The organism is Natrinema caseinilyticum (genome assembly GCF_024227435.1).
Taxonomy (GTDB): domain Archaea; phylum Halobacteriota; class Halobacteria; order Halobacteriales; family Natrialbaceae; genus Natrinema; species Natrinema caseinilyticum.
In genome coordinates this window covers 12,728-33,290 of the sequence record NZ_CP100445.1, presented here as the reverse complement: position 1 = coordinate 33,290, position 20,563 = coordinate 12,728, and the positions used below count along the sequence as shown (strand labels likewise).

Here is a 20,563-nt window from a genome sequence, read left to right as displayed (position 1 = left end):
AAACCTCTATTGTATTAACGCAAATATGGTTGCATACGCCGAGGGCAAAAAGCTATCGTCACTCCCGTTTCCGGCGATCGTCGGACAGGAGGACCTGAAACGCGTGTTGCTTACCGTCGCTGCGAACGACGGTCTCGACGGGGCGCTCATCGTCGGAGAGAAAGGAACCGCGAAGTCGACCGCCGTTCGGGCGCTCGTCGAACTCCTCCCGGAGCAGCGTGTCGTCGCGGACTGTCCGTACGGGTGTTCGCCGGACGACCACGGGGTGCAGTGCGAAGCGTGTCGCGGGCGTGATCCCGACGACCTCCCGGTCGAGAGTCGGCCGGTCCCGCTCGTCACGTTTCCCCTCGGTGCGACGCGGGACCGCGTCGTCGGTACCCTCTCCGTCGAGGACGCACTCGCGGGCGAGGCCGACTTCGATCCCGGCTTGCTGGCCCGAGCGAATCGCGCCGTTCTCTACGTCGACGAGATCAACCTGCTGGACGATCACCTCGTCGACGTGATCCTGGACGCGGCGGCGAGCGGCATCAACACCGTCGAACGCGATGGTATCAGCGTCACTCATCCCGCGAATTTTACCCTGATCGGCACGATGAATCCCGAAGAAGGAGAGTTGCGACCCCAGCTCCGCGATCGCTTTGCCTTGCAAGCCACCGTCGAGGGCTGTCGGGACGTCGACGACCGCGTCGAAATAATCGACAGAGCACTCGGGGACGACGACAGCGGCGACACCGCGCTCGAGACGGTGTACGCCGACGACGTCGCGGCGCTTCGCACCGATCTGGCCGCCGCCCGAGACCGACTCCCCGGCGTGGATCTTCCGACCGAGTTCAAAGCCCAAATCGCCACCCTCTGTCTCGAGGCCGGTGTCGACGGCCATCGCGGTGACGTCGCCACGGCTCGAACCGCGATGACGCTGGCCGCACTCGAGGGCCGGGAGACCGTCATCGAATCCGATATCCACGAGGCCGCGACGTACGCACTCCCCCACCGACTCCGAAGTGCGCCGTTCGACGACGAACCGGACATAGACGAGTTGCTCGAGGACAGGTTCGACGACGTCTCGGACGACGGTGCGCCCGGCGAGAGCAACGGGGACGACGGGAAATCGGACGCCGAATCGGGCGAGGCGGACCACCGCGATAATCGCGACCGAGACGGGAGCGATCACGACACCGACGGTTCCGGTCGTGACGATTCGAGCGATACCGACGGTTCCGATGACGACCGCTCGAGCGAGACGGGCGATGGCGATGATGACGATTCGGGTGACCTCGACACTGACGGTGACGACTCCGATCCAGGGCGACGCGGGGGCGACTCTCGACCGGCCTCGTCCGATCGGGTAACCGCCGACACCGATGTCGAGAATCAGGGCGACGAGCCTGGCGAGGACGAACGGAGGCCCGACCGCGGCGAGGACGAACGCGCCGCGCCGCTCGTTCCGGGCAAGCAGCGGGCCGAAATCGGCGAGGCAACCCCGCCGGATCTCGAGGCGCCGCGGACCGAGAGCACGACTTCCGGGGCGACGTCGGGATCCAGAGCGAAGTCGGTCCCGAGCGTCGACAATCGTGGCGCTCGAATTCGCACCGAACCCGCGTCGGGCGATGGCCCCGTCGACGCCGCAGCCTCGGTTCGGTCGGCCGCGAGCCGCGGCAAATCGCAGGTCGAGGAGGCGGATCTTCGACGATCCGTTCGGTCGGGCGAAACGTCGGTGACGGTCGTCTTCGCCGTCGACGCGAGCGCCTCGATGCGACCGGCGATGCGGACCGCCAAGGGCGTCGTCCTCGAACTCCTGCGCGACAGCTACGAACACCGCGATCGGGTCGCGTTCGTCGCCTTCGCCGGCGAGGACGCCGAGGTGTTGCTCCCGCCGACCGATAGCGTCTCCCTCGCCGCTCGCCACCTCAAGGACCTCCCGTCCGGCGATCGGACCCCCCTCTCGGCCGGTCTCGAGACCACGCGACGGGCCCTCGAACGGACCGACACCGACGCAGCGGTCGTCGTCCTCGTGACCGACGGTCGTGCGAACGTCGCCGAGGGCAGTCCGACGGCCGAGACGCGCACCGCAGCACGAGCGCTCGCGACGACGGATGCTCGAGTCCTGGTCGTCGACGCCGGGGCCGAGACGCGCGCGACCCTCTCGGCCACGATCGCGCGCGAAACGGACGGCGAACTGGTCGATCTTTCCGCGTTGTCGGCCGAGACCGTCCGGTCCGCTGCGGGTCGCGCAGCGACCGATTCGAAGGAGTTCTAGCGCTGCCACCGACCCCGTCTCGGTTCGCCTCGAAGGAAGTGTTGCCCCTCAATCACACGTTTCAATACAACAAAAATCCACCATAAATATATAATTTATTTTATGAGTATGGGTCGCGTAACATCCGGCGATGTCACGGGGATCGACTCGACGATCGATACTGAAAGCGAGCGCACGCGCCCTCCTCGGTGTCGGGCTGGTATCGGGGACGAACACGGTTTCGGCGGCCTCGAGCGCCGACGCCGCCGCGGAAGGGGACGCGGAAAGCGACGCGGTTACGGCAGCGGGACGGAACGACGTCCGCATTTCCGCTCGAGAACATCGAGACTACCTCGGCAACACCGGTGGCGTTTTCGAAGCCATCAGCGGCCTCGACGACGCGCTCCGCATCGCGGGCCTCCACACGTTCGTCTGGGACAACGGCGAAGTAAACACGGCGAACGTACGCGATAACGGTCGGAACGTCTCGGTCCGGAAAGCGAGCGGCGTCCCGGCAGTCTCGATCGATGGACGGATACGGCCACGATTACGACGACAAATTCGGCGACAACGAGCGGACGATCTGCACGCTCCTGAACCCGGCGATCGACGACCGACGCAACGAGGCGTGGACCACCGGTCGCGGGGGATACGATCTCGTCGTGGCTCGAGGCGGCGACTGGCACGTCGCAGTCGGCCATCGGGCGGGCGAGAAGACGACCTTCGACGGACAGCGTATCGGTCGAACGGACGGGGCGGGAAAGAGCGCCTGGAACGACATCTACGCGGAGACCGAGAACGACTGCGCGGACTGGCGCAATCGACACGGCGACGGCCGACTCGACAGCGACGAGTACAACGAGGGGGCGATCGACGTCGCCTTCGGGAACTACATCGGGACTGCCGACGCGGCGGACTGGCAGGTCGCGCTCGGATTCGGCGCGACCGAGGCGGCCGCCGTGACAAACGTCGTGAAGACGCTCCGGCGGGGATACGCTGCGGAGCGAAATCGGTACTGAGCGGGCACGGGCATCCTCCTCGGCGCGTCCCGTGGGACCGCCCGAACGCCGTCACGAGCCGGGACCAACGACGGTCGCGAATCAACAGCCCTATGCGCGTCCTCGGTTGATAGTCGGCGACTATCGATGACGGGGGAGCAATCGGCGGTCGAGAGGACGGCCGGGGACGATATCGAGTACGGGATCGACGAGCGACCGCCGCTCGCCGAATCGATCGTGCTGGGAATCCAGCACTATCTGACGATGGTGGGTGCCAATATCGCAGTGCCGTTGATTCTCGCGGGGGCGATGGGGATGCCCTCGAACGTGACGGCCCGATTCGTCGGCACCTTCTTCGTCGTCTCGGGGATCGCGACCCTCGCACAGACGACGGTCGGCAACCGATATCCGATCGTCCAGGGGGCGCCGTTCTCGATGCTCGCACCCGCACTGGCTATCGTCGGCGTCGTCACGGCGGGGGGCGTCCAGGGCCAACCGACCTGGGAAGCCGCACTGCTACAGCTCCAGGGTGCGATCATCGTCGCCGCAACTGTCGAAGTCGCGATGGGATACTTCGGACTGGTCGGGAAACTCCGCCGATTCCTCTCGCCGGTCGTCGTCGCGCCGACCATCGCGCTGATCGGCCTGGCGCTGTTCGACGCGCCCCAGATAACCACGGCGAACCAGAGCTGGCCGCTGCTCGGCCTCACGCTCGGGCTCATTATCCTGTTCTCGCAGTATCTCGAGGTCAGACACAAGGCGTTCAGACTCTACCCGGTCATTCTGGCGCTCGTGATCGCCTGGGTCGTCGCCGCGGCCGCCTCCGCGTTCGGCGTCATCGGCGTCGGCCACCCCGGGCACGTGCCGCTCGGGCAGGTCGCGGACGCCAGGCTGCTCCTGCCGATCTACCCGCTTCAGTGGGGCACCCCGCAGTTCACGACGGCGTTCGTCATCGGGATGTTCGCCGGCGTCCTCGCTTCGATCGTCGAGAGCATCGGCGACTACTACGCGGTGGCGAACCTCTCCGGGTCGGGCGCCCCGAGCGAGAAACGGATCAACCACGGGATCGGGATGGAGGGACTGATGAACGTCTTCTCGGGTATTATGGGCACCGGCGGTTCGACGTCGTACTCCGAGAACATCGGCGCGATCGGGCTGACCGGCGTCGCCTCGAGATACGTCGTTCAGCTCGGGGCCGCCGTCATGATCGTCGTCGGCTTCGTGGGGTACTTCGGGCAGTTGATCGCGACGATTCCAGATCCGATCGTCGGCGGCCTCTTCATCGCCATGTTCGGCCAGATCGTCGCCGTCGGGATCTCGAACCTCCGTCACGTCGATCTCGACTCCTCGCGAAACACGTTCATCATCGGTTTCGCCCTCTTCGTCGGGCTGGCGATACCCGCGTACATGGGCAACTTCGAGAGCACGATCGCGTTTCGCGGGGCCGTCGGCCTCGAGGGAACGGTCGCCGCCGTGGTGACCGCGACCGGCATCGGCGGGTCGGCCGTCGCGGTCCCGATCGAGGCCGCTGCACAGGCCGTCGTCGACACCGTCTACATCATCGGCTCGACCGGAATGGCGGTCGGCGGCCTCGTTGCACTGTTTCTCGACAACACCGTGCCGGGAACCCGCGAGGAGCGCGGCCTCGCCGACTGGGACCGGCTCACGGAATCCGAATCCGAGTTCGATTCGTTCTGGGACCGCTGGCTCGAGGACGATGCGGGACACGAACGCTGAAACCCGAACGCTGCCCCGCGAGGGAGGCCCAGTCCGGCCGGAAACGTGACGGTCACGTTCGCACGTCGTGCAGACGCAACCAACCGATCTAATAGCGGGCGAACCTGAATGCTGCTATGGCAGAACTCGCGCTCGAGGACGGCACGATCTGGTACCGGACCATCGGTGATGGCCCGCCGCTGGTGTTCGTCCACGGTGGCTGGATGAACGGTGAAGCCTGGGCCCCCCAGGTCGACCACTTCGCGGACGAGTATCAGGTCGTCACCCTCGACGTTCGCGGTCACGGAAACACCGGTGCGACGGCGCCCGACCGCTACTCGATCGAACTCTTCACTGACGATCTCGAGGCGCTGCTCTCCCGACTCGAGATCGAGCGGCCGATTCTCTGCGGGCTCTCGCTCGGATCGATGGTCATCCAGGAGTTTCTGGATCGCCACCCTGCGAGTGCCGCGGCAGCGATCCTGGGCGGGGCGGTTCGGTCGATGCCGCCGGTCGAGTTACCGAGTGGTCTGAAGCACCTCTGGACACCGCTACCGGCGCTGACCACGTCCTTATCGCTGTCGGGAACGACGGGGACGTTCCAATCGATGCTGTACTCGATCCAGGCGGCGACCGGCGAGCGGTGGCTGTCCGTCGACCCCGATATCAGAGCCGAGGCGATCGCCGACGTGGGCGACATTTCGTCGGCCGAATTCCGAAAGATCTTCGACGCCCTGTACCGGTACGACCCACCCGAGCTGACGGGCGTCGAAACGCCCACGCTCGTCGTCCACGGCGAACAGGAAGCCCCGCTGGTCAAACGACAGGGCCGTCAGATCGTCTCGTCCGTCGCCGACGGCGACCGACTCGAACTCACCGAGTCCGGTCACCTCGTCAATCAGGATCGTCCGGGCGCGTTCAACGCGGCGGCGGCCGACTTTCTCGACGACCACTCCGCAGCGTAGGTCGGCTCGAGGGCCCTTCCGACCGCGTCGTGCACCAGCCCTCACGCGAGACGCAGACGAACGAGCGGTCGCGACTCACGGCCGGGGCTCGGAGGGGCCGCCGTATGTGTCAGTTCCCCATATGATTTGGGGATACGACAAAGGCGCTGGCTGTCGTAGTCGACACGGAAGCGTCCCCAGAACGACAGCGCTCGCCACAGCACAATGAGTAGTCACTGCCCCGATTCCGAACGCGTCGAGTCCGCATCATCACCAACGAACTGGACGAGCATCTCGAAACACGTCCTGAATAGCTACGTCGAGGCCAACAACGCTCTCCTCGCAGCGATGGGAGTCTCCCCTTCGTCCAGCGATGGGTCTCGATCCGAGTCAGCGTCGACGACAGCGACCGACTCGGTCGACGGGGTCGCTTTCGGCGACGAGGCCTGGCTCATGGAACGTTCGACTGACGAGTACGACGAACTCGGCGTCGGCGACTACGTCCGATTTAGTAAACCGATCGCGGACGCCGACGTCACCGCTTTCTCGCGGATATCCGGCGATACCAACCGGCTTCACCTCGAGCCCGGATTCGCCGAAGATACCCGGTTCAGCGGCCGAATTGCCCACGGAGCGCTCGTCGCCGGGACCATCAGCGCCGCGCTGGCCCGGTTTCCCGGCACGACGGTCTACCTCTCGCAGGATCTAGAGTTCACCGGGCCGGTCGAGATCGGCGAGACGGTCTCTGCCTCGTGTGAAATCGTCGAATCCCTCGGCGGTGGTCGGTACCGACTACACACGCAGGTCGTCAGCGGAGACGGCGACACGGTCATCGACGGCGAAGCCGTTATCATCCTCAGCGATCCGGCAGGCGAGTACTAGCGCGGAGGGCGGTCGAACCTCCGATATCCGAGAATTAGATCGGAAATCGCCACGGAGTATCCGGTCACTCGGGGCGCCGAGACGGACTCCCCGGTGACAGTCTCCAGATAGCGATGGGGGCAGACACCGGCACCGCCGCCGCCGTTCGACCTCGCCGCAGTCGTCAGTTAGAGTAAAGCAATTCCCGTCGCAATCGGCGGCCGACGATGACCGATCGGCCGCCATCACCGCCGACCCCACGCGCCGCGCGTCCGTTCGCCGAACACGACCGCGAGGACCGCACTCTCGCGACGACAGCCCAGTTGAACACGGCGATCGAGAACGCACTCGGCTACCGCTTCGACGAGGCCGCCCTCGAGTCGGTCCTGCTCGAGTTAGACCGCCACGACTACGTCGAATGGGAGTCCGTCACACGGCGCGGCGAGTACGTCTGGGACCTCTCCGAATCGCCCGACCGCATCGCAGAGACCGTCGCCGCCGCCCTGGTCGATCGGGTCCGGTCGTGGCTCGCGGACGACAGCCACGAGGAGTCGTTCTCCGGGTGTCGATAGCCGGACGCCGCGTCCGACCGTTCCCGGCGGACCGTCGTTCACTCGAGAATTCGGACCGGATCGGGCCGGATTCGCGCGCCGAGGATCGACCGGCGCACCCGGGAATAGCCGATCGAGAGAACGATACCCGACCGGCGAAACGACCGTTCGAACGGAAACCGGCTCGCTCGAGCCATGACCGCGGGCCGGACGCCGACGGGGCAATCGAGGTGATGGGTTCGAGACGACGGCGGATCGATCGGCCGGCGTCGGCGGCCCGACTGTCCGCCGCGACTCGAGCGGCGGTGAGTGGACGCCGCTCGAGTCACCCCGTCGGGTATGCCGAACACGGCGGTCGCTGTTCGGCGTTCGAATTCGGATCCGACGGCACCTCGCGGGGATACCGTTGACCGCCCGGGGAGAGGTATCGCGTCGACCTGTTCGGGGTCGCGGCTTCGAAGCGCGGTGCGTGGAGTCCACGTGTCGGCTGCCGATCGCACACGGAACAGGTGCGCGGACGCCCCCTGTGACTCGGAGAGAGCCACGTCCGTTCTGATTGTTGACTCGTGCAGACTTATATCTATTGTTTATAGCAAGAAACGATGGACCTATTCGCACGGGCACGTGACTCCGGAACGCCGAAACGCCGGCGCGGCGTTCGTTCCGATCGGTGAGGGTCGGCCTTCGAGTGGGCCGGATTCCTCTCGAGACCGCTATCCGCGGTCTCGAGTGACTTCGGTAGTCGGTCGGTTTGGGTCAAAGTACGCGGTCTCCGTCGACTGTTCGGTCGACTCCGTGACGCGTCGCTCGCCACCTTTATTCGAGTTGCGGCGGTATCTAGATGTACGAGGTGTACAGTTTGGGACGATACACACTGTGTGACCGGTGCCGCTCGAGGTAGTGGGACTCAAGTGGGGGCGTCTCGTTCGCGCGGCGGTCGACACGCGTGAGGCGTCTCACACAGTTCGTACTCGCTTCTGATCCACAGACAATGACCGACCACCACGACGGTGATTCTGATCGCCACAGCGACAAACCGGGGGAGCAGCGCTATCGGACGACCTTCGATCCGAGTTCGGACCTGGTCAGTGGGGAACTCATCCGGGCAGTTACCACACTCACCGATACCGAACCGGAAGAATTAGCCGTGCTTGCCGATTTCGTCGATTCTGACGCCCTCGATGCGCTGTTTCGGCCGCTCTCTGACGGGACACCGCGCGACTCCGGCGGCCGCGTCTCCTTTCGATACGACGATTACGTCGTTCGTATCCAAGCCGACGGAATCATCTCCCTCCATCGTTCCGACGGGAAACCCCGGTAACGCTCACCCACACTCGGCGAACCCGCTCAGTCGTCGGCCACGGAAAAGTGAATCTCCGTCGGGGTGAGAGACTTCCCGCTGAGGCCATCCAGAACGTCATCATCGACCTCCCGAATTACTCCCTCGATTCCGAACGCGACCGTGTCTCCCGCGACTCCAACGTCTACGGTCTGCAGATCTACTTCCGCCCTCCCATCTAGATCGATTACCACGTCGTCCATATGATGATGTTTGACAGTCATTCGCAAAGAGTTTGTCCGATAAATCTGAACATACTATTCGATTTTGGGCATGCTACTCCATTGTATTCCATACATAGTGTTCAAAACTGTATTTTCGCAACCGGACGCTGGCATCGGTTCTGTCAGTACGCGTCGAACGTCGGCGGGTTCCTCCCACTCGGCCACCGTCCGACCGCTCGCCGCGAGCCACGCTATCCACGGACGAAGAGTAGCTTTGGAACCCGAACTAGCAATACTGCCACTATCAAAGTATAAGGCCCGGTGCGGTGAACGAAACCTATGGTGGACACCTCCGACACAGTAACAGACGCGCCACCCTCGCCGAAGAACGACCACGACTGTCTCTGTCCGCTCGGAGGAGTGATGGATCTCCTCAGCCGTCGCTACGCGATGCAACTCGTCTGTGTGGTCGGTGCGATCGGCCCGGCACGGTATGGAGACATCGAGGAGACGTTCGACGAAGTGAGCAGTTCGACGCTTTCGAAGAGACTCGACGAGTTCGTCGAGGCCGGAATTCTCGCCCGCGAACAGTATGCTGAAATTCCACCGCGGGTCGAGTACGAACTCACGGAGACCGGTCGAGACCTGAGTCACCACCTCGAGCCCCTTCTCGAGTGGGCTGAAGACATGGACGACGGGATCGGATCCGGGGGCTAAGGAAGGGGCGAGACAGAATTGACCCAAAGCGAGTGTAAATCACGCCACACTTCGACGGTCGCGTCCGGACGGAACGGAATTGCTGTTTCGCAAACTCGTCTGCGAGTGTACTCGGTCGCGCAGTTCCGGGTGAATGGGTCCCGCCGCGTTCTCGGGGCTCGAGTCGTACTGGTCCATCGGCGTGTTGCTATCGTTTGGCAGCGCCGCCGACCTCTCCCTCGTCGCGTACTACGGGAGTCCGTCGCGGGGAACTTCCACGACAAACGAGAGAGGGTCGGACTGACGTTGCGGATACTCGAATTGACCGCGTTCGTCGCGATCGGTGTTTCGGTGCCGGAACCGTCGACTGTCGGTTTCCGATTCGGGTGGACCTAAGTGATTTGGTATCTATACTAAATAGTAAGTGACAGGAGGCGACGAGAGGTGGAGCCGTTTTCTCGCGGCTTGCGACGATTGTGGATCAGTGTATGCATCGACGCGCGATTCTGGCGGGCAGATCATACCGTTCGGTTCCCGAAGCGGCTGTGAGTGTGGCAGTCGCTCCTTTTCTCGAATCGAGGAAGACGGCTGACCGGTCCCGCTCGAGGGAACCGTCTCTCTGTCGAAAGCGAGAGAACCTCGGCCTCGAGGCCGTGCGTGAATCGCCGCACGACCGATTTCGGCGGCCCGTCGCCGTCCTGGATGCGGACCGACGCGCCACGCCCGTGTCGGGACGATCGGACAGTATCGGCGTTCCGACCCGAGTCTCGTGGGGTATCCCCCGCGAGAGAGGTGAGGGTACCGCGTTCGAAGTCGAGCACCCGCTGATCTGCGGGTGGTCTACCGCCAGTTTCCCGACCAGCGGGCCACCGGGCGCGCCTTTGTCCTCCGTGGGCGGAGGGTTTATACTGTAAAGTACCTTGTCGTATACTGTCGTGACCAAGAGTTCGCTGACCGAAAGTCTCCGAGAGACACTCGCGCTTTTCGACGCTTTCGGAGCCCCACAGACGACGATCGAGGTGGCGGATCAACTCGACCTCGGTCGCCGAAGCACGTACGAGCGCCTCGAGCGACTCGTCGACCACGGCGAATTGGAGACCAAGAAAGCGGGGTCGAACGGCCGCGTGTGGTGGCGACCGCACCAGCCGACCGGTACTCGAGCCGGCGACGCCGAGGAGCGGCCGACCGTCGCCGACTCTCTCGTCGAGGACGTTCTCGATGACGCTGCCGTGGGGGTGTTCGTCCTCGACGACGAGTACAACGTGGCCTGGATCAACGACACGCTCGAACGGTATTTCGGCCTCGATCGCGCGTACGTCATCGGGCGGGATAAGCGCGAACTCGTCGAGGATCGGATCGCTCCGATCGTCGAGGACGGAGACTCGCTCGCCGAGACAGTGTTGGCAACCTACGAGGAGAATACGTACGCAGAACGGTTCGAGTGTCACGTGACCGCGGGCGAAGGTCGCGACGCGCGCTGGCTCGAGCACCGGAGCAAGCCGATCGAATCCGGCGCGTTCGCCGGCGGCCGCGTCGAACTCTATTACGACGTTACCGAACAGAAACGATCAGAACGCGCCCTGCGGGACGAGCAGACGCGGTTCGAAACGCTGGTCGACGCCGTCGAGGAGTACGCGATCTTCATGCTCGATGCGGACGGCTACGTCCGCAGCTGGAACGCTGGTGCCGAACGGATCAAAGGCTACAGGCCAGACGAGGTGCTGGGCGAACACATTTCGACGTTCTACACCGAAGAAGATCGAGCAGCGGGCGTTCCCGAACGAAATCTCGAGCAAGCGGCCGAGACGGGCTCGATCGAAGACGAGGGATGGCGCATCAGGAACGACGGAACGCGGTTCAGGGCGAACGTCACGATCGCTGCAATTCGGGCCGACGACGGAACCGTCCGTGGATTCTTGAAAGTCACCCGTGATATGACCGATCGGTATCGACGCGAACAGAACCTCGAAAGCGAACTCCAGCGAATTCTCGGCCGAATCTCCGACGCGTTCTACGCCGTCGACGATCAGCTCCGGTTTACCCACGTCAACGAGCAGGCGGCAAAACTCCTTCAACGCTCTGAAGCGGAATTACTCGGCGAAGCGGTGTGGGACGTGTTTCCCGACGCCCGCGAGACGCGCGGCGATGAGGCGTTCCGCCACGCGCTCGAGGCGCAAGAATTCGTCTCCTACGAGGAACAACTCCCCTCCCTCGAAAAATGGTTCGACGTCCGGGTGTACCCGTCCGAAACAGGCCTCTCGGTCTACTTCCGCGACATCACCGAGCGCAAGGAGCGGCAACAGGAGTTAGAACGTTACGAGCAAACCGTTGAAACGGTCTGGGACGGCGTATACGCCCTCGACGAGAACGATCGATTCGTCCTCGTCAACGAAGCGTTCTGCGAACTCGTCGGCTACGAACGCGAAGAACTGCTGGGAGAACCTCCGACCCTCATCAACAGTGAGGCGGTAAACGAAGCCGCCAACGAGATGGAAGCCGAGATCGTCACCGGCCAGCGTGAGGTCGGCGTCCTCGAGTACGAATTCGAGACGGCGGATGGAGCGACTATCCCCGTGGAAACTCGGTTCCGCCCCTACCATTACGGCGACGGTCGCACCGGCCGGTGCGGGGTGACCCGGGATATCCGTGACCGGAAAGAGTACGAACGGAAACTCGAGGAGTCGAACGAGCGACTCGAGCAGTTCGCATACATCGCCTCCCACGATCTGCAAGAGCCGCTTCGGATGGTGACGAGTTACCTCCGGTTGCTCGAACAGCGATACGGCGATGCCTTCGACGAAGACGGCGAGGAATTCCTCGAGTTCGCCGTCGACGGCGCAGAGCGGATGCGCGAGATGATCGACGGCCTGCTCAAATACTCGCGGGTCGAAACCCACGGTGATTCGTTCGAACCCGTCGACCTGAACACCGTTCTCGAGGACGTCCGTGCGGACCTACAGTTCCAGACCGAGGAGACCGACGCCGAGATCACGACCGAGGACCTCCCTCGCGTCGACGGTGACGCGAGCCAGCTCCGGCAATTACTCCAGAACTTGCTCGACAACGCGATTACGTATAGCGGCGAGCACCCGCCGCGGGTCCACGTCACCGCCGATCGGCGGAGTCAGGAGTGGGTGATCTCGGTCGAAGACGAGGGCATCGGCATCGACCCAGACTACCAAGAGCGGGTGTTCACGATCTTCGATCGGCTCCACAGCCGTGAGGAGTACAACGGGATGGGTATCGGCCTCGCACTCTGTGAGCGCATCGTCGAACGCCATGGCGGTGACATCTGGGTCGAGTCCGAACTGGGAGAAGGCGCGACGTTCTCGTTTACGCTTCCCGCGTGACTCGAATGCAGTCTCGAGTACTGTTCACCCCCGGAGAGCCGATCGACAACATGTTTTTATTCCACCAGTAACCTGGCCGTATGACTGACACTATTTCCAGTCGCGCGACCGCGTCGTCCGTCGATCTCGTCGCGCTGGTGGCGGTCCTGATCCATCCGTTTTCGCTGTACGTCGTGCTGTTACTCTACTGGGGAGACACGCTCGGAGAGACAGTTCGGCGGTTCTGTCAAACAGTGGTTGCAGCGCCACGCGAAGCGTACTCGCCAACAGAACCACCAGCAATGCGCCGGAACGGCGACCCGAACCCGCTCAGGTTTCTGATTCCGAAGCTCGGGACCGTCCAGCCAGTCGATTGGGTGCCGCCGGTCGCGGTGCACAACGTCAAGCCGGCCGTGGTTGGGCTGTTCATCGCGGCACCACTCACCGCCTTCGCTCTCTGGCCGACGACGACGTCCCTCGATCCACCGTTCACTGTCGGGTCAGCGCCGACGCTCGGGATACTAGCTGCCGGTGGTCTCGCTATCGTCGTAAAACACGGCTGGGCCTTTCGGCGATTTGTCCACTCGAATCGCCCACCCGCTAAGAGAATTCTCCCGAGCGTACGATGGCTCGGGCCGATTCTGATGGCGCTTCCGCTCGTCGCTGTCGACCTCGTCCACGTGGGAGCCAACTTCGGCCCCGCAACCGGGTTCACCACGATCGCAGTCGTCCTCGTCGTCGGACGGATCGCACGCGAGACACACCGAGACTCGCCGCCGACGGGAGCGGATTCGTTCGAACTTTCAGAGCCGACGGAACGACCGAGCGAGCGCTTCAGAACCGACCGGCACGCGGTTCGAATCGCAGGGGTCATCGACGGACTCGTTCCCAGACTCGAATGGGAAATACTCAACGTCTTTTCTCGAGTTGCCGCCCTCTTCCTGGTGGCCATTGTGGGTTTCGTCGGAGCGTTCACTGGTGGACTGACGGCGACAGTCGTCGGGAGCGGCGTTGCACTCGTCACAGTCGTTATCAGTTTCGTACTCGTGGGGATCGGTCACTTCGAGTTGGCCTTCGGGGCGATGGAGTACCGGCTGTACGAGGACGAATTGATCGCATACGACACGCGGCTCAACGCCGTTCAGTGGCGTGTTCCGCTGGACGCGATCCGGAACGTTTCTATCGAACGAGGGTTTTGGACAGGACCGCCCGGCACGGACGCGGCGACCGTCACGCTCGACCGGTCTGATCTGGTTGTCGAGCAGTCGCCGTACGGATTCTACCGGCAGACACTTCCGTACGTCGAGACACCCGAGCGTGTCGCCGATCGACTCCGTCAGGTGACGATACGGCGATAGACCGCCCGACGGTATCAGGAACAGGCCAGTGAGGTCCAGGTTGGTGACTCTGCCGAACATCTGGAGTAGGTCCCCCATCCAGGGCAGGATCGCAGTTGCGACGACTGCGACCGCCTGGGTCCGGTACAGGTGGCGTGCCCGGAGAAACGACTGGATATAGAGTGCGGTTGCGAGGCCGAGCGAGACGAACGCAATAAAAAAACGGTACAAGTAACAGCGGGCCAGGGGTGACGGACTCGGCCATGACCGGCCCGGTCGACCCCTCGCTCGGAAGTGTGACAACGCACCCCCCGGGTGCCCGGAAGAAAAAAAGAGGACGGCTATGATGATCGAAACGGCCGCTGTGACCCCGGCTGAACGGCGGTTGATCCAGCGGTCACGACCGGAAAACCCCACTACCACATAAATCCAGGCTATCATCGCTCCAATGTCGAACACCCGATAGTCGGATCCAGAAGAACTTCGTGTCGATGTCCGACGATCCCGGATCGAGCGCGTCGCAAATCTGTATATCGGCGAGCACCACGAGAGAGGCAGTCAGCGGCGTCCCGCCTGCCTCGTCGCGCTTTCGACAGGCGAATCTCCCGAGCAGGAGCGCGATAATCGACACGATGACCATGAGCCCCCATATCCGGTCATCGATATCATAGCACATTTTGCAAGTCAGACGATGATAAACTCTGTCTCAGGATTTCCACGTCTGAGAACCACGTTGCTGTGTTGAACCTGCGCTCGTGCCACCCGGCCTACCCCTCGGCAGACTCGTGGAGGTCGGGGTTTCTCCGTCGTCGGCGTCGATCTCGGTAGCCAGGTCGACACTCGCGTCGTCCCCGTCGAAATTGGTAACGAAAACCGACGTGCTGCTCGAGGGCGTAGGATGCGGGTTGACGGGATTGTATCGGCAAAAGAGACATCCAGAACCACGAAAAGCCGGTTTTCGAGGGTCAAGGGGTTTCAGAAGCCGATTTGAATAAGCCGCGAAGCAGGAGGTTGGTAAGTGTGCGCTGCAGGGGCACTGTCTAGTTTAGCACCTCGGCTGGAGTCTGTCCATTGAGTGATTGGTGGGGTCGTTGTGTGTTGTAGTAGTGTACAAACTGTTCAAGCCATTCTCTGACGCTCGCCCGACTGCCCACCCATGAATTATGGAAGCGGTCAGCTCGCATCTTGAAGGTCTGAAACCACTTTTCGATGAGGTTTCGCTCGACGTAGTTGAGCTGACCGCTTAACCCTAATCGAGAGAGGGCAGTCAGATACCCGTAGCCATCAACGAGAAACACCGTCTCGGAGAGATCGTGTTTCTCGGTCAATCGATGTAGGAATGCAGCGGCTGGATCGGTGCCTCGTCGTCCAAACACTGCGACATCAAGGATTAATCGTGAGTCTAAATCTATTGCAGCGTATACCCAAGACCAGTTGCCGTTGATCTTGACAGCGGTTTCATCAATGGCGACCCGCGACGGCTTCGCCGTCGGCGGGTCTGGCACGCTGTCAGCCAGCCGATGCACCCAGTGCCAGATTGCTTGATGAGAGCGTTCTACGCCAATCAAGCGAAGAATTGCTTGTATCTCTCGAAGTGAACAACCGGTCGCGTGGAGCCGGACGGCGAACACCCTGACGGGCGTCGCCGTCCGCTCACGCTCCCAAGCTTCATCAAATTCCGCCGCGTAGCACTCGCTGAGCAGGTCTGCGAGCATCATAGCCAAACTCACTCTACGACCTGCTCGCTTCTCAAACCGCGCTAACTAGACGGTGCCACTTCTGTAATCAAACTTGTCCCCTGTCTACTCGCGCTCTGTCCCACGCTCTGCTAAACTCGTCTTCTGTATTGACACAACCGGGTCAGGTCTCATCACATGCTGGGTATTTCAACAGAGCCACATATTTATGAACACTACAATTTAACGAACCGAGTACGCTCATGCCAAACGTCCATAGCAGAGAGCAGTTCCCATCTGGTTACGGGCTGGTTACAGGTGTGTGGTTTGGTCTCGCCATTGGGATACTCGCATTCCTGGTGTCGGCCCAGGTTCCGATAGGGATGGTCGCCTTTGTCGCAACAGGCGCGGCAATCGGAGTTGGACTCGAACGGGTTCTTGAGACACGTTCCCCGACATCTAGAGAACGGCGGTTCGCAATCTTTCTTGGCATCGTCGGGGTGGTTGCCGGTGGGATAGTATTCTTCGTTCTATTCAATTGATTGGTATCTCCACTCACCAGCTGTTTCACCGCAAAGAGTGTCTGACCATAGGCTTTCAACAGAACCGAGCCTGAGATTACATCCGGAACGTCTTACCGTCGAAAAGAGGTGTAAATTGGGCCAGAAGAACTAGAACAATCGCCAGTCCGAGGGTAGGATATTCGACCCCGACCACCAGCCATTTCGCTGATTGCGTGGTGTTCATCAAACTGATGAAAGTGGTGGAATAGCTATCGGGGTTTGAGTAAATCAGGATAACCCAGAGATTTTCCAGCGAATCGAGAAGCCGTGAACAGACGGTCAGCATCATTCCGACCTTCGGAACCAGAACTAGGCGATCGTCGAATGACAGTCGCTTCATCACTATGGAGTGAAGCGAGAAAAAGAGGAAGAACCCAGCGACGATGAAGAGGTAATCCAACACAGAAAGGAGTACAACCGAATCCATGACCGGTTCGAAGGCCTGTAGGATGGTGTCTACTTCAGTCCGAGTTGTTGCCTCCTGTAGATCTGCGGTCGAATAACCGGAGGTCTCGATCTCCCTTGTGACCGGGACGAAGCCAAAGACGATCGTTCCGACGAACACACAGAACGAGATGATTGCGACGACACCATGAGCTCTGGAAGAGACGGTCTCTGCGTACGCTTCGACCGGTCGGAAGACGCTGATTTCTCCTCGCATGTCTGGGACTGGTGCTATCGGTTGTTGAGCACCCGGTCATAAAGAATGAGTTGCCGCTACGATTTAGATGAGTGGCTCTCCGGGTGACTCAGCGTCCTGGAAGTTAGTCTCAAAAGCCCGCTTTTAGCTCTGTTAAACTCCTCCACAGATTGGATACTCTGGTCTGGTTGCGGTCAGTAAAGGGCGCGTATCTTGCATCGGGTTTCTCCAGAAGTAGTCCTCACCGAGTGCTCAATATAGTCGGCAGTACCGTCCACAATCAGTTCACCGGTGCTTTCCTACTGATTCATCAGGGAACAGACCGTATCGTCGAGTATGAAGACAATTCACCGGTTCGGGTTAGCAGGTGGCTTCGTGATATTCTCGGGCATCGTGAGCCTGCTCGCAGCTCCGTCGCTCCCTGCAGAACTCGTCACGCACTGGAACACTGCCGGAGAACCGGACGGCACTATGTCGAAGCAAGTTGCACTCTGGCTATTCCCAGTTCTGACGGCGGGACTACTCGCCATGTTCGCCGCGATTCCCCGGATTGATCCACTCCGAGAGAACATCGCCGAGTTCCGGGCCTACTACGACTGGTTCGTCGTCGTCTTCATGGGGTATATGTTTCTCGTCCACGTCGGGATCATCGCGTTCAACCTCGGGTACGAATTCGACTTCACGGCTCTGATTCTGTTCGGCGCGGCTGGCCTATTCTATTACGTCGGCGTCTTTCTCCCACACGCCGAGCGGAACTGGTTCGCTGGTATCCGGACCCCGTGGACGCTCAGCAGCGACGAGGTCTGGGCGCGGACCCACGCGCTTGGTGGACGTCTGTTCAAACTCACCGCGGTCTTCACGCTCGTCGGACTTTTCTTCGGCGACTATGCAATCTACTTTCTTCTCGTTCCAACGCTTCTGACAGCCGGGATTACTGTCGTGTACTCGTACTACCTGTACGCGAAAATTGAGCCGGGATCGGATTCAGCTCCGGGGCCGAATCTGTAAGCTACCGCCTTGAAATCACCGTCGCGTCTCCCGACTCCGGTTTTTGATCTTATTGAACGCGATGAACAGATACGTACGTGTCTCCTGACAGAGTACGAGACTGCTGGTCAATCGGCGATTGATTTTCTGAATTGCCACCTGTTTGGTTGTACGCGAACTCCGGTGGAAACCACCCGTCGTTCGACAGTCGAACGAAAGCAACGGCGCTGCGTTCGATTAGCGGTCAAAACCGACGCTGTCGGGCGATTACACACCTCGGAAATATGGGCGCTGCAGGATTTGAACCCACGACAGCTTGGTCCGAAGCCAAGTACTCTGTCCAGACTGAGCTAAGCGCCCTCACCGCTTTGTTCCCGATGAGACCGTATAAGTCACTCGATTTTCGCCCGCCTCAAGCGGGGCCGGCAGGACGAACCTGACGATCGCCAATTCTCAGCGACTGACAATCGTCGCCTGGGGTCTTTGGGAGGAAATCACAACGAATGCGTGTGTCATGACGGAACCCGATGTCCCGACCCGCGAGGAGGTGGTGTCCGACGCGACACCGCTCGAGTTGTTCACCGACGACGAGCGAGTTTGGACCGCCGTCCCGGCCGATGCGAGCGGCGAGGACCGAGTGAGCAAGTGGATCGAGGTCGAGGCCGACGCGCTGTGCGATCTCGGCGAGTGGTGCTAGGTCGTCGGTCCGCGTCGAACTGAACGGAGCGGCCGAGACGGAGGCTCCACACGACGGGGCCGCTCAGTTGGCTCGAGCGTCCGGAGACGGCAGACCGGATCACGGCGGCGGACCGGACCGTTTAACCAGCCCGACTGACCATTCTCCGCTATGACAGCGGGGGAAACCGCTCGCGGGTTGCTCGAGTTGACGCGACCGGTGAACGCACTCGCGGCGAGCGTGCTGACGTTCATCGGGGCGTTCGTCGCCGGTGGCGTCGTCGAGGCGCCGATCGCAGTCGCCACGGCGGTCGGTGCGACGGGACTCGCCGTCGGGGCCGGCAACGCGATCAACGATTATTTCGACCGGGAGATCGATCGGGTCAACCAGCCCGACAGGGCGATTCCCCGTGGGGCGGTGAGTCCGCGTGGAGCGCTCGCGTTCAGCCTCGTCCTCTTCGCGGGGGCCGTCGTGCTCGCGGTGACCCTTCCGACACTTGCGATCGCAATCGCCTCGGTCAATCTCCTCGCGCTGGTGGCCTACACCGAACTCTTCAAGGGACTGCCCGGGCTCGGGAACGCGCTCGTGGCCTATCTGGTCGGCAGTACGTTTCTTTTCGGGGCAGCGGCGATCGGTCCGGCCGGGGAGAAAGCCCCGGCAGCCGTCCTCTTCGTCCTCGCGGGAGTCGCCACACTGACGCGCGAGATTATCAAAGACGTCGAGGACATCGAAGGGGACCGCGAGGAGGGATTAAACACGCTGCCGATCGCAGTCGGGGAACGTCGCGCGCTCGGTATCGCCGCCGTTCTTCTCGTGATGGCCGTGGTCGCGAGTCCGGTCCCGTTTCTCACCGGTGATTTCGGGGTGGCTTACCTGGTGATGGTCGCGCCGGCCGACGCCATTATGCTCGTCGCCGCGTATCGGAGTTTCGGGAACCCGACGCTCGGTCAATCCCGCCTGAAGTATGGCATGTTCCTCGCGGCGCTGGCGTTTATCGTCGGGCGTGCGGCGCTCGAACTCCCAGGGTCCGGATAACACGCGAGTGCGAATTCGGCGGTCGACCGATGACGAATTCCGACCGGGGTAGCAACCCGAGGGTTGTATAATCAAAAGTACTATAAGCCGGTTCGCGTATTCTCATACAACACGCCGAGCACTGGTGTGTTGCAGTGCCAGCAACGGTCGTCGCCAAGGCGATGGATGTGAGTATCTGGTATGTATGACCTTGCAGACGTCCTTCCGGACGTGCAGATCGATCCGGGGACCAACGTACTCGTCGCGGGCCCACCACTGACGGGTAAACGACGGATCGCCTTCGATATTCTCGCGAGCGGCGCAAACGAGGGGAACGGTTCGATCGTCGTGACGACGAAAGACAGCGCCGACAAGGTCCTCAAAAGCTTCGACGACCACATCGACGGCGACGTCGAACCGAACCTCGGCGTCGTCGACTGTGTGACGAAACAACGCGGGATCGGAACGATCGACGACGACCCGCGGATCAAGTACGCGTCATCGCCCGTCGACATGACCGGGATCGGAATCAAGCTCTCGGAGTTCCTCCAGGAGTTTTACGAAACCCGCGGGCTGACGGAGAACCGCGTCCTCTTGCACTCCGTCTCGACGCTACTGATGTACTCCGATCTGCAAACCGTGTTCCGGTTCCTCCACGTCTTTACGGGTCGGATTCAGAGCGCCGACGCGATGGGCGTCTACGTCATCGATTCGACGGCTCACGACGATCAAACGATGAACACGCTCAAACAACTGTTCGACGCAGTTCTCGAACTCGAGGAGACCGCGGATGGCGAAGAGCCCGACATACGGACGGCCGGATTCTCCACCTGACG

At 61.9% G+C, this 20,563-nt stretch carries 18 protein-coding genes, 1 tRNA gene and 1 pseudogene; 15 read left to right on the top strand and 5 right to left on the bottom strand.

What is annotated here, in order from left to right:
- Positions 1 to 25 precede the first annotated feature (25 nt).
- From NJT13_RS00160 to ddfA, 7 genes are all read left to right on the top strand, one after another.
- Positions 26 to 2,257: a VWA domain-containing protein gene (locus NJT13_RS00160; protein WP_254523487.1), complete on the top strand. Its 2,232-nt coding sequence runs from the start codon at positions 26 to 28 to the stop codon at positions 2,255 to 2,257.
- A gap of 506 nt (positions 2,258 to 2,763) precedes the next feature.
- Positions 2,764 to 3,255 carry a hypothetical protein gene (locus NJT13_RS00155; protein ID WP_254523486.1) on the top strand — a complete coding sequence of 164 codons (492 nt, stop codon included), beginning with the start codon at positions 2,764 to 2,766 and terminating at the stop codon, positions 3,253 to 3,255.
- Between the two features lie 126 nt (positions 3,256 to 3,381).
- Positions 3,382 to 4,971: a uracil-xanthine permease family protein gene (locus NJT13_RS00150; RefSeq protein WP_254523485.1), complete on the top strand. Its 1,590-nt coding sequence runs from the start codon at positions 3,382 to 3,384 to the stop codon at positions 4,969 to 4,971.
- Positions 4,972 to 5,087: 116 nt separating this feature from the next.
- On the top strand, positions 5,088 to 5,915 hold the full coding sequence (locus NJT13_RS00145; RefSeq protein ID WP_254523484.1) for an alpha/beta fold hydrolase: 828 nt from the start codon (positions 5,088 to 5,090) through the stop codon (positions 5,913 to 5,915).
- A 204-nt stretch (positions 5,916 to 6,119) separates the two neighbouring features.
- Positions 6,120 to 6,776 carry a MaoC family dehydratase gene (locus NJT13_RS00140; RefSeq protein WP_254523483.1) on the top strand — a complete coding sequence of 219 codons (657 nt, stop codon included), beginning with the start codon at positions 6,120 to 6,122 and terminating at the stop codon, positions 6,774 to 6,776.
- 206 nt (positions 6,777 to 6,982) lie between these two features.
- On the top strand, positions 6,983 to 7,327 hold the full coding sequence (locus tag NJT13_RS00135) for a hypothetical protein (RefSeq protein ID WP_254523482.1): 345 nt from the start codon (positions 6,983 to 6,985) through the stop codon (positions 7,325 to 7,327).
- Between the two features lie 970 nt (positions 7,328 to 8,297).
- Positions 8,298 to 8,627, top strand: coding sequence for a DdfA family disk-determining factor (ddfA, locus tag NJT13_RS00130; RefSeq protein WP_254523481.1), 330 nt, complete (start codon positions 8,298 to 8,300; stop codon positions 8,625 to 8,627).
- A 26-nt stretch (positions 8,628 to 8,653) separates the two neighbouring features.
- Here the strand turns inward: ddfA and NJT13_RS00125 are convergent, their stop codons facing one another.
- On the bottom strand, positions 8,654 to 8,848 hold the full coding sequence (locus tag NJT13_RS00125) for a hypothetical protein (protein WP_254523480.1): 195 nt from the start codon (positions 8,846 to 8,848) through the stop codon (positions 8,654 to 8,656).
- Positions 8,849 to 9,148: 300 nt separating this feature from the next.
- Here NJT13_RS00125 and NJT13_RS00120 point away from each other — a divergent pair, with 300 nt between their 5' ends.
- From NJT13_RS00120 to NJT13_RS00110, 3 genes are all read left to right on the top strand, one after another.
- On the top strand, positions 9,149 to 9,526 hold the full coding sequence (locus NJT13_RS00120; RefSeq protein ID WP_254523479.1) for a winged helix-turn-helix transcriptional regulator: 378 nt from the start codon (positions 9,149 to 9,151) through the stop codon (positions 9,524 to 9,526).
- A 914-nt stretch (positions 9,527 to 10,440) separates the two neighbouring features.
- Positions 10,441 to 12,855, top strand: coding sequence for a PAS domain-containing sensor histidine kinase (locus NJT13_RS00115; protein ID WP_254523478.1), 2,415 nt, complete (start codon positions 10,441 to 10,443; stop codon positions 12,853 to 12,855).
- An 80-nt stretch (positions 12,856 to 12,935) separates the two neighbouring features.
- On the top strand, positions 12,936 to 14,192 hold the full coding sequence (locus NJT13_RS00110) for a hypothetical protein (RefSeq protein WP_254523477.1): 1,257 nt from the start codon (positions 12,936 to 12,938) through the stop codon (positions 14,190 to 14,192).
- A gap of 15 nt (positions 14,193 to 14,207) precedes the next feature.
- On the opposite strand, the pseudogene NJT13_RS23340 reads toward NJT13_RS00110, so the two are convergent.
- Positions 14,208 to 14,612, bottom strand: a pseudogene (locus tag NJT13_RS23340) (histidine kinase N-terminal 7TM domain-containing protein); the annotation flags it as partial.
- Positions 14,613 to 15,211: 599 nt separating this feature from the next.
- Positions 15,212 to 15,889, bottom strand: a complete 678-nt coding sequence (locus NJT13_RS00105; protein WP_254523476.1) for an IS6 family transposase — start codon at positions 15,887 to 15,889, stop codon at positions 15,212 to 15,214.
- Between the two features lie 221 nt (positions 15,890 to 16,110).
- On the opposite strand from NJT13_RS00105, the gene NJT13_RS00100 reads away from it, so the two are divergent.
- Positions 16,111 to 16,389 carry a hypothetical protein gene (locus NJT13_RS00100; RefSeq protein WP_254523475.1) on the top strand — a complete coding sequence of 93 codons (279 nt, stop codon included), beginning with the start codon at positions 16,111 to 16,113 and terminating at the stop codon, positions 16,387 to 16,389.
- Positions 16,390 to 16,465: 76 nt separating this feature from the next.
- On the opposite strand, the gene NJT13_RS00095 is transcribed toward NJT13_RS00100, so the two are convergent.
- Positions 16,466 to 17,071: a hypothetical protein gene (locus NJT13_RS00095; RefSeq protein WP_254523474.1), complete on the bottom strand. Its 606-nt coding sequence runs from the start codon at positions 17,069 to 17,071 to the stop codon at positions 16,466 to 16,468.
- A 315-nt stretch (positions 17,072 to 17,386) separates the two neighbouring features.
- Between NJT13_RS00095 and NJT13_RS00090 the strand changes: the two genes are divergently transcribed.
- Positions 17,387 to 18,058 carry an SdpI family protein gene (locus NJT13_RS00090; protein WP_254523473.1) on the top strand — a complete coding sequence of 224 codons (672 nt, stop codon included), beginning with the start codon at positions 17,387 to 17,389 and terminating at the stop codon, positions 18,056 to 18,058.
- Between the two features lie 264 nt (positions 18,059 to 18,322).
- Here NJT13_RS00090 and NJT13_RS00085 read toward each other — a convergent pair.
- Positions 18,323 to 18,397, bottom strand: a tRNA-Arg gene (locus tag NJT13_RS00085).
- 154 nt (positions 18,398 to 18,551) lie between these two features.
- Here NJT13_RS00085 and NJT13_RS00080 point away from each other — a divergent pair.
- From NJT13_RS00080 to NJT13_RS00070, 3 genes are all read left to right on the top strand, one after another.
- Positions 18,552 to 18,734 carry a DUF7511 domain-containing protein gene (locus NJT13_RS00080; protein ID WP_254523472.1) on the top strand — a complete coding sequence of 61 codons (183 nt, stop codon included), beginning with the start codon at positions 18,552 to 18,554 and terminating at the stop codon, positions 18,732 to 18,734.
- A 150-nt stretch (positions 18,735 to 18,884) separates the two neighbouring features.
- A complete protein-coding gene (locus NJT13_RS00075; protein WP_254523471.1) occupies positions 18,885 to 19,748 on the top strand; it encodes a geranylgeranylglycerol-phosphate geranylgeranyltransferase in 864 nt (287 codons plus the stop codon).
- Positions 19,749 to 19,928: 180 nt separating this feature from the next.
- Entirely contained in the window at positions 19,929 to 20,561 is a 633-nt protein-coding gene (locus NJT13_RS00070; RefSeq protein ID WP_254523470.1) for an RAD55 family ATPase, read from the top strand.
- Positions 20,562 to 20,563: the final 2 nt, after the last annotated feature.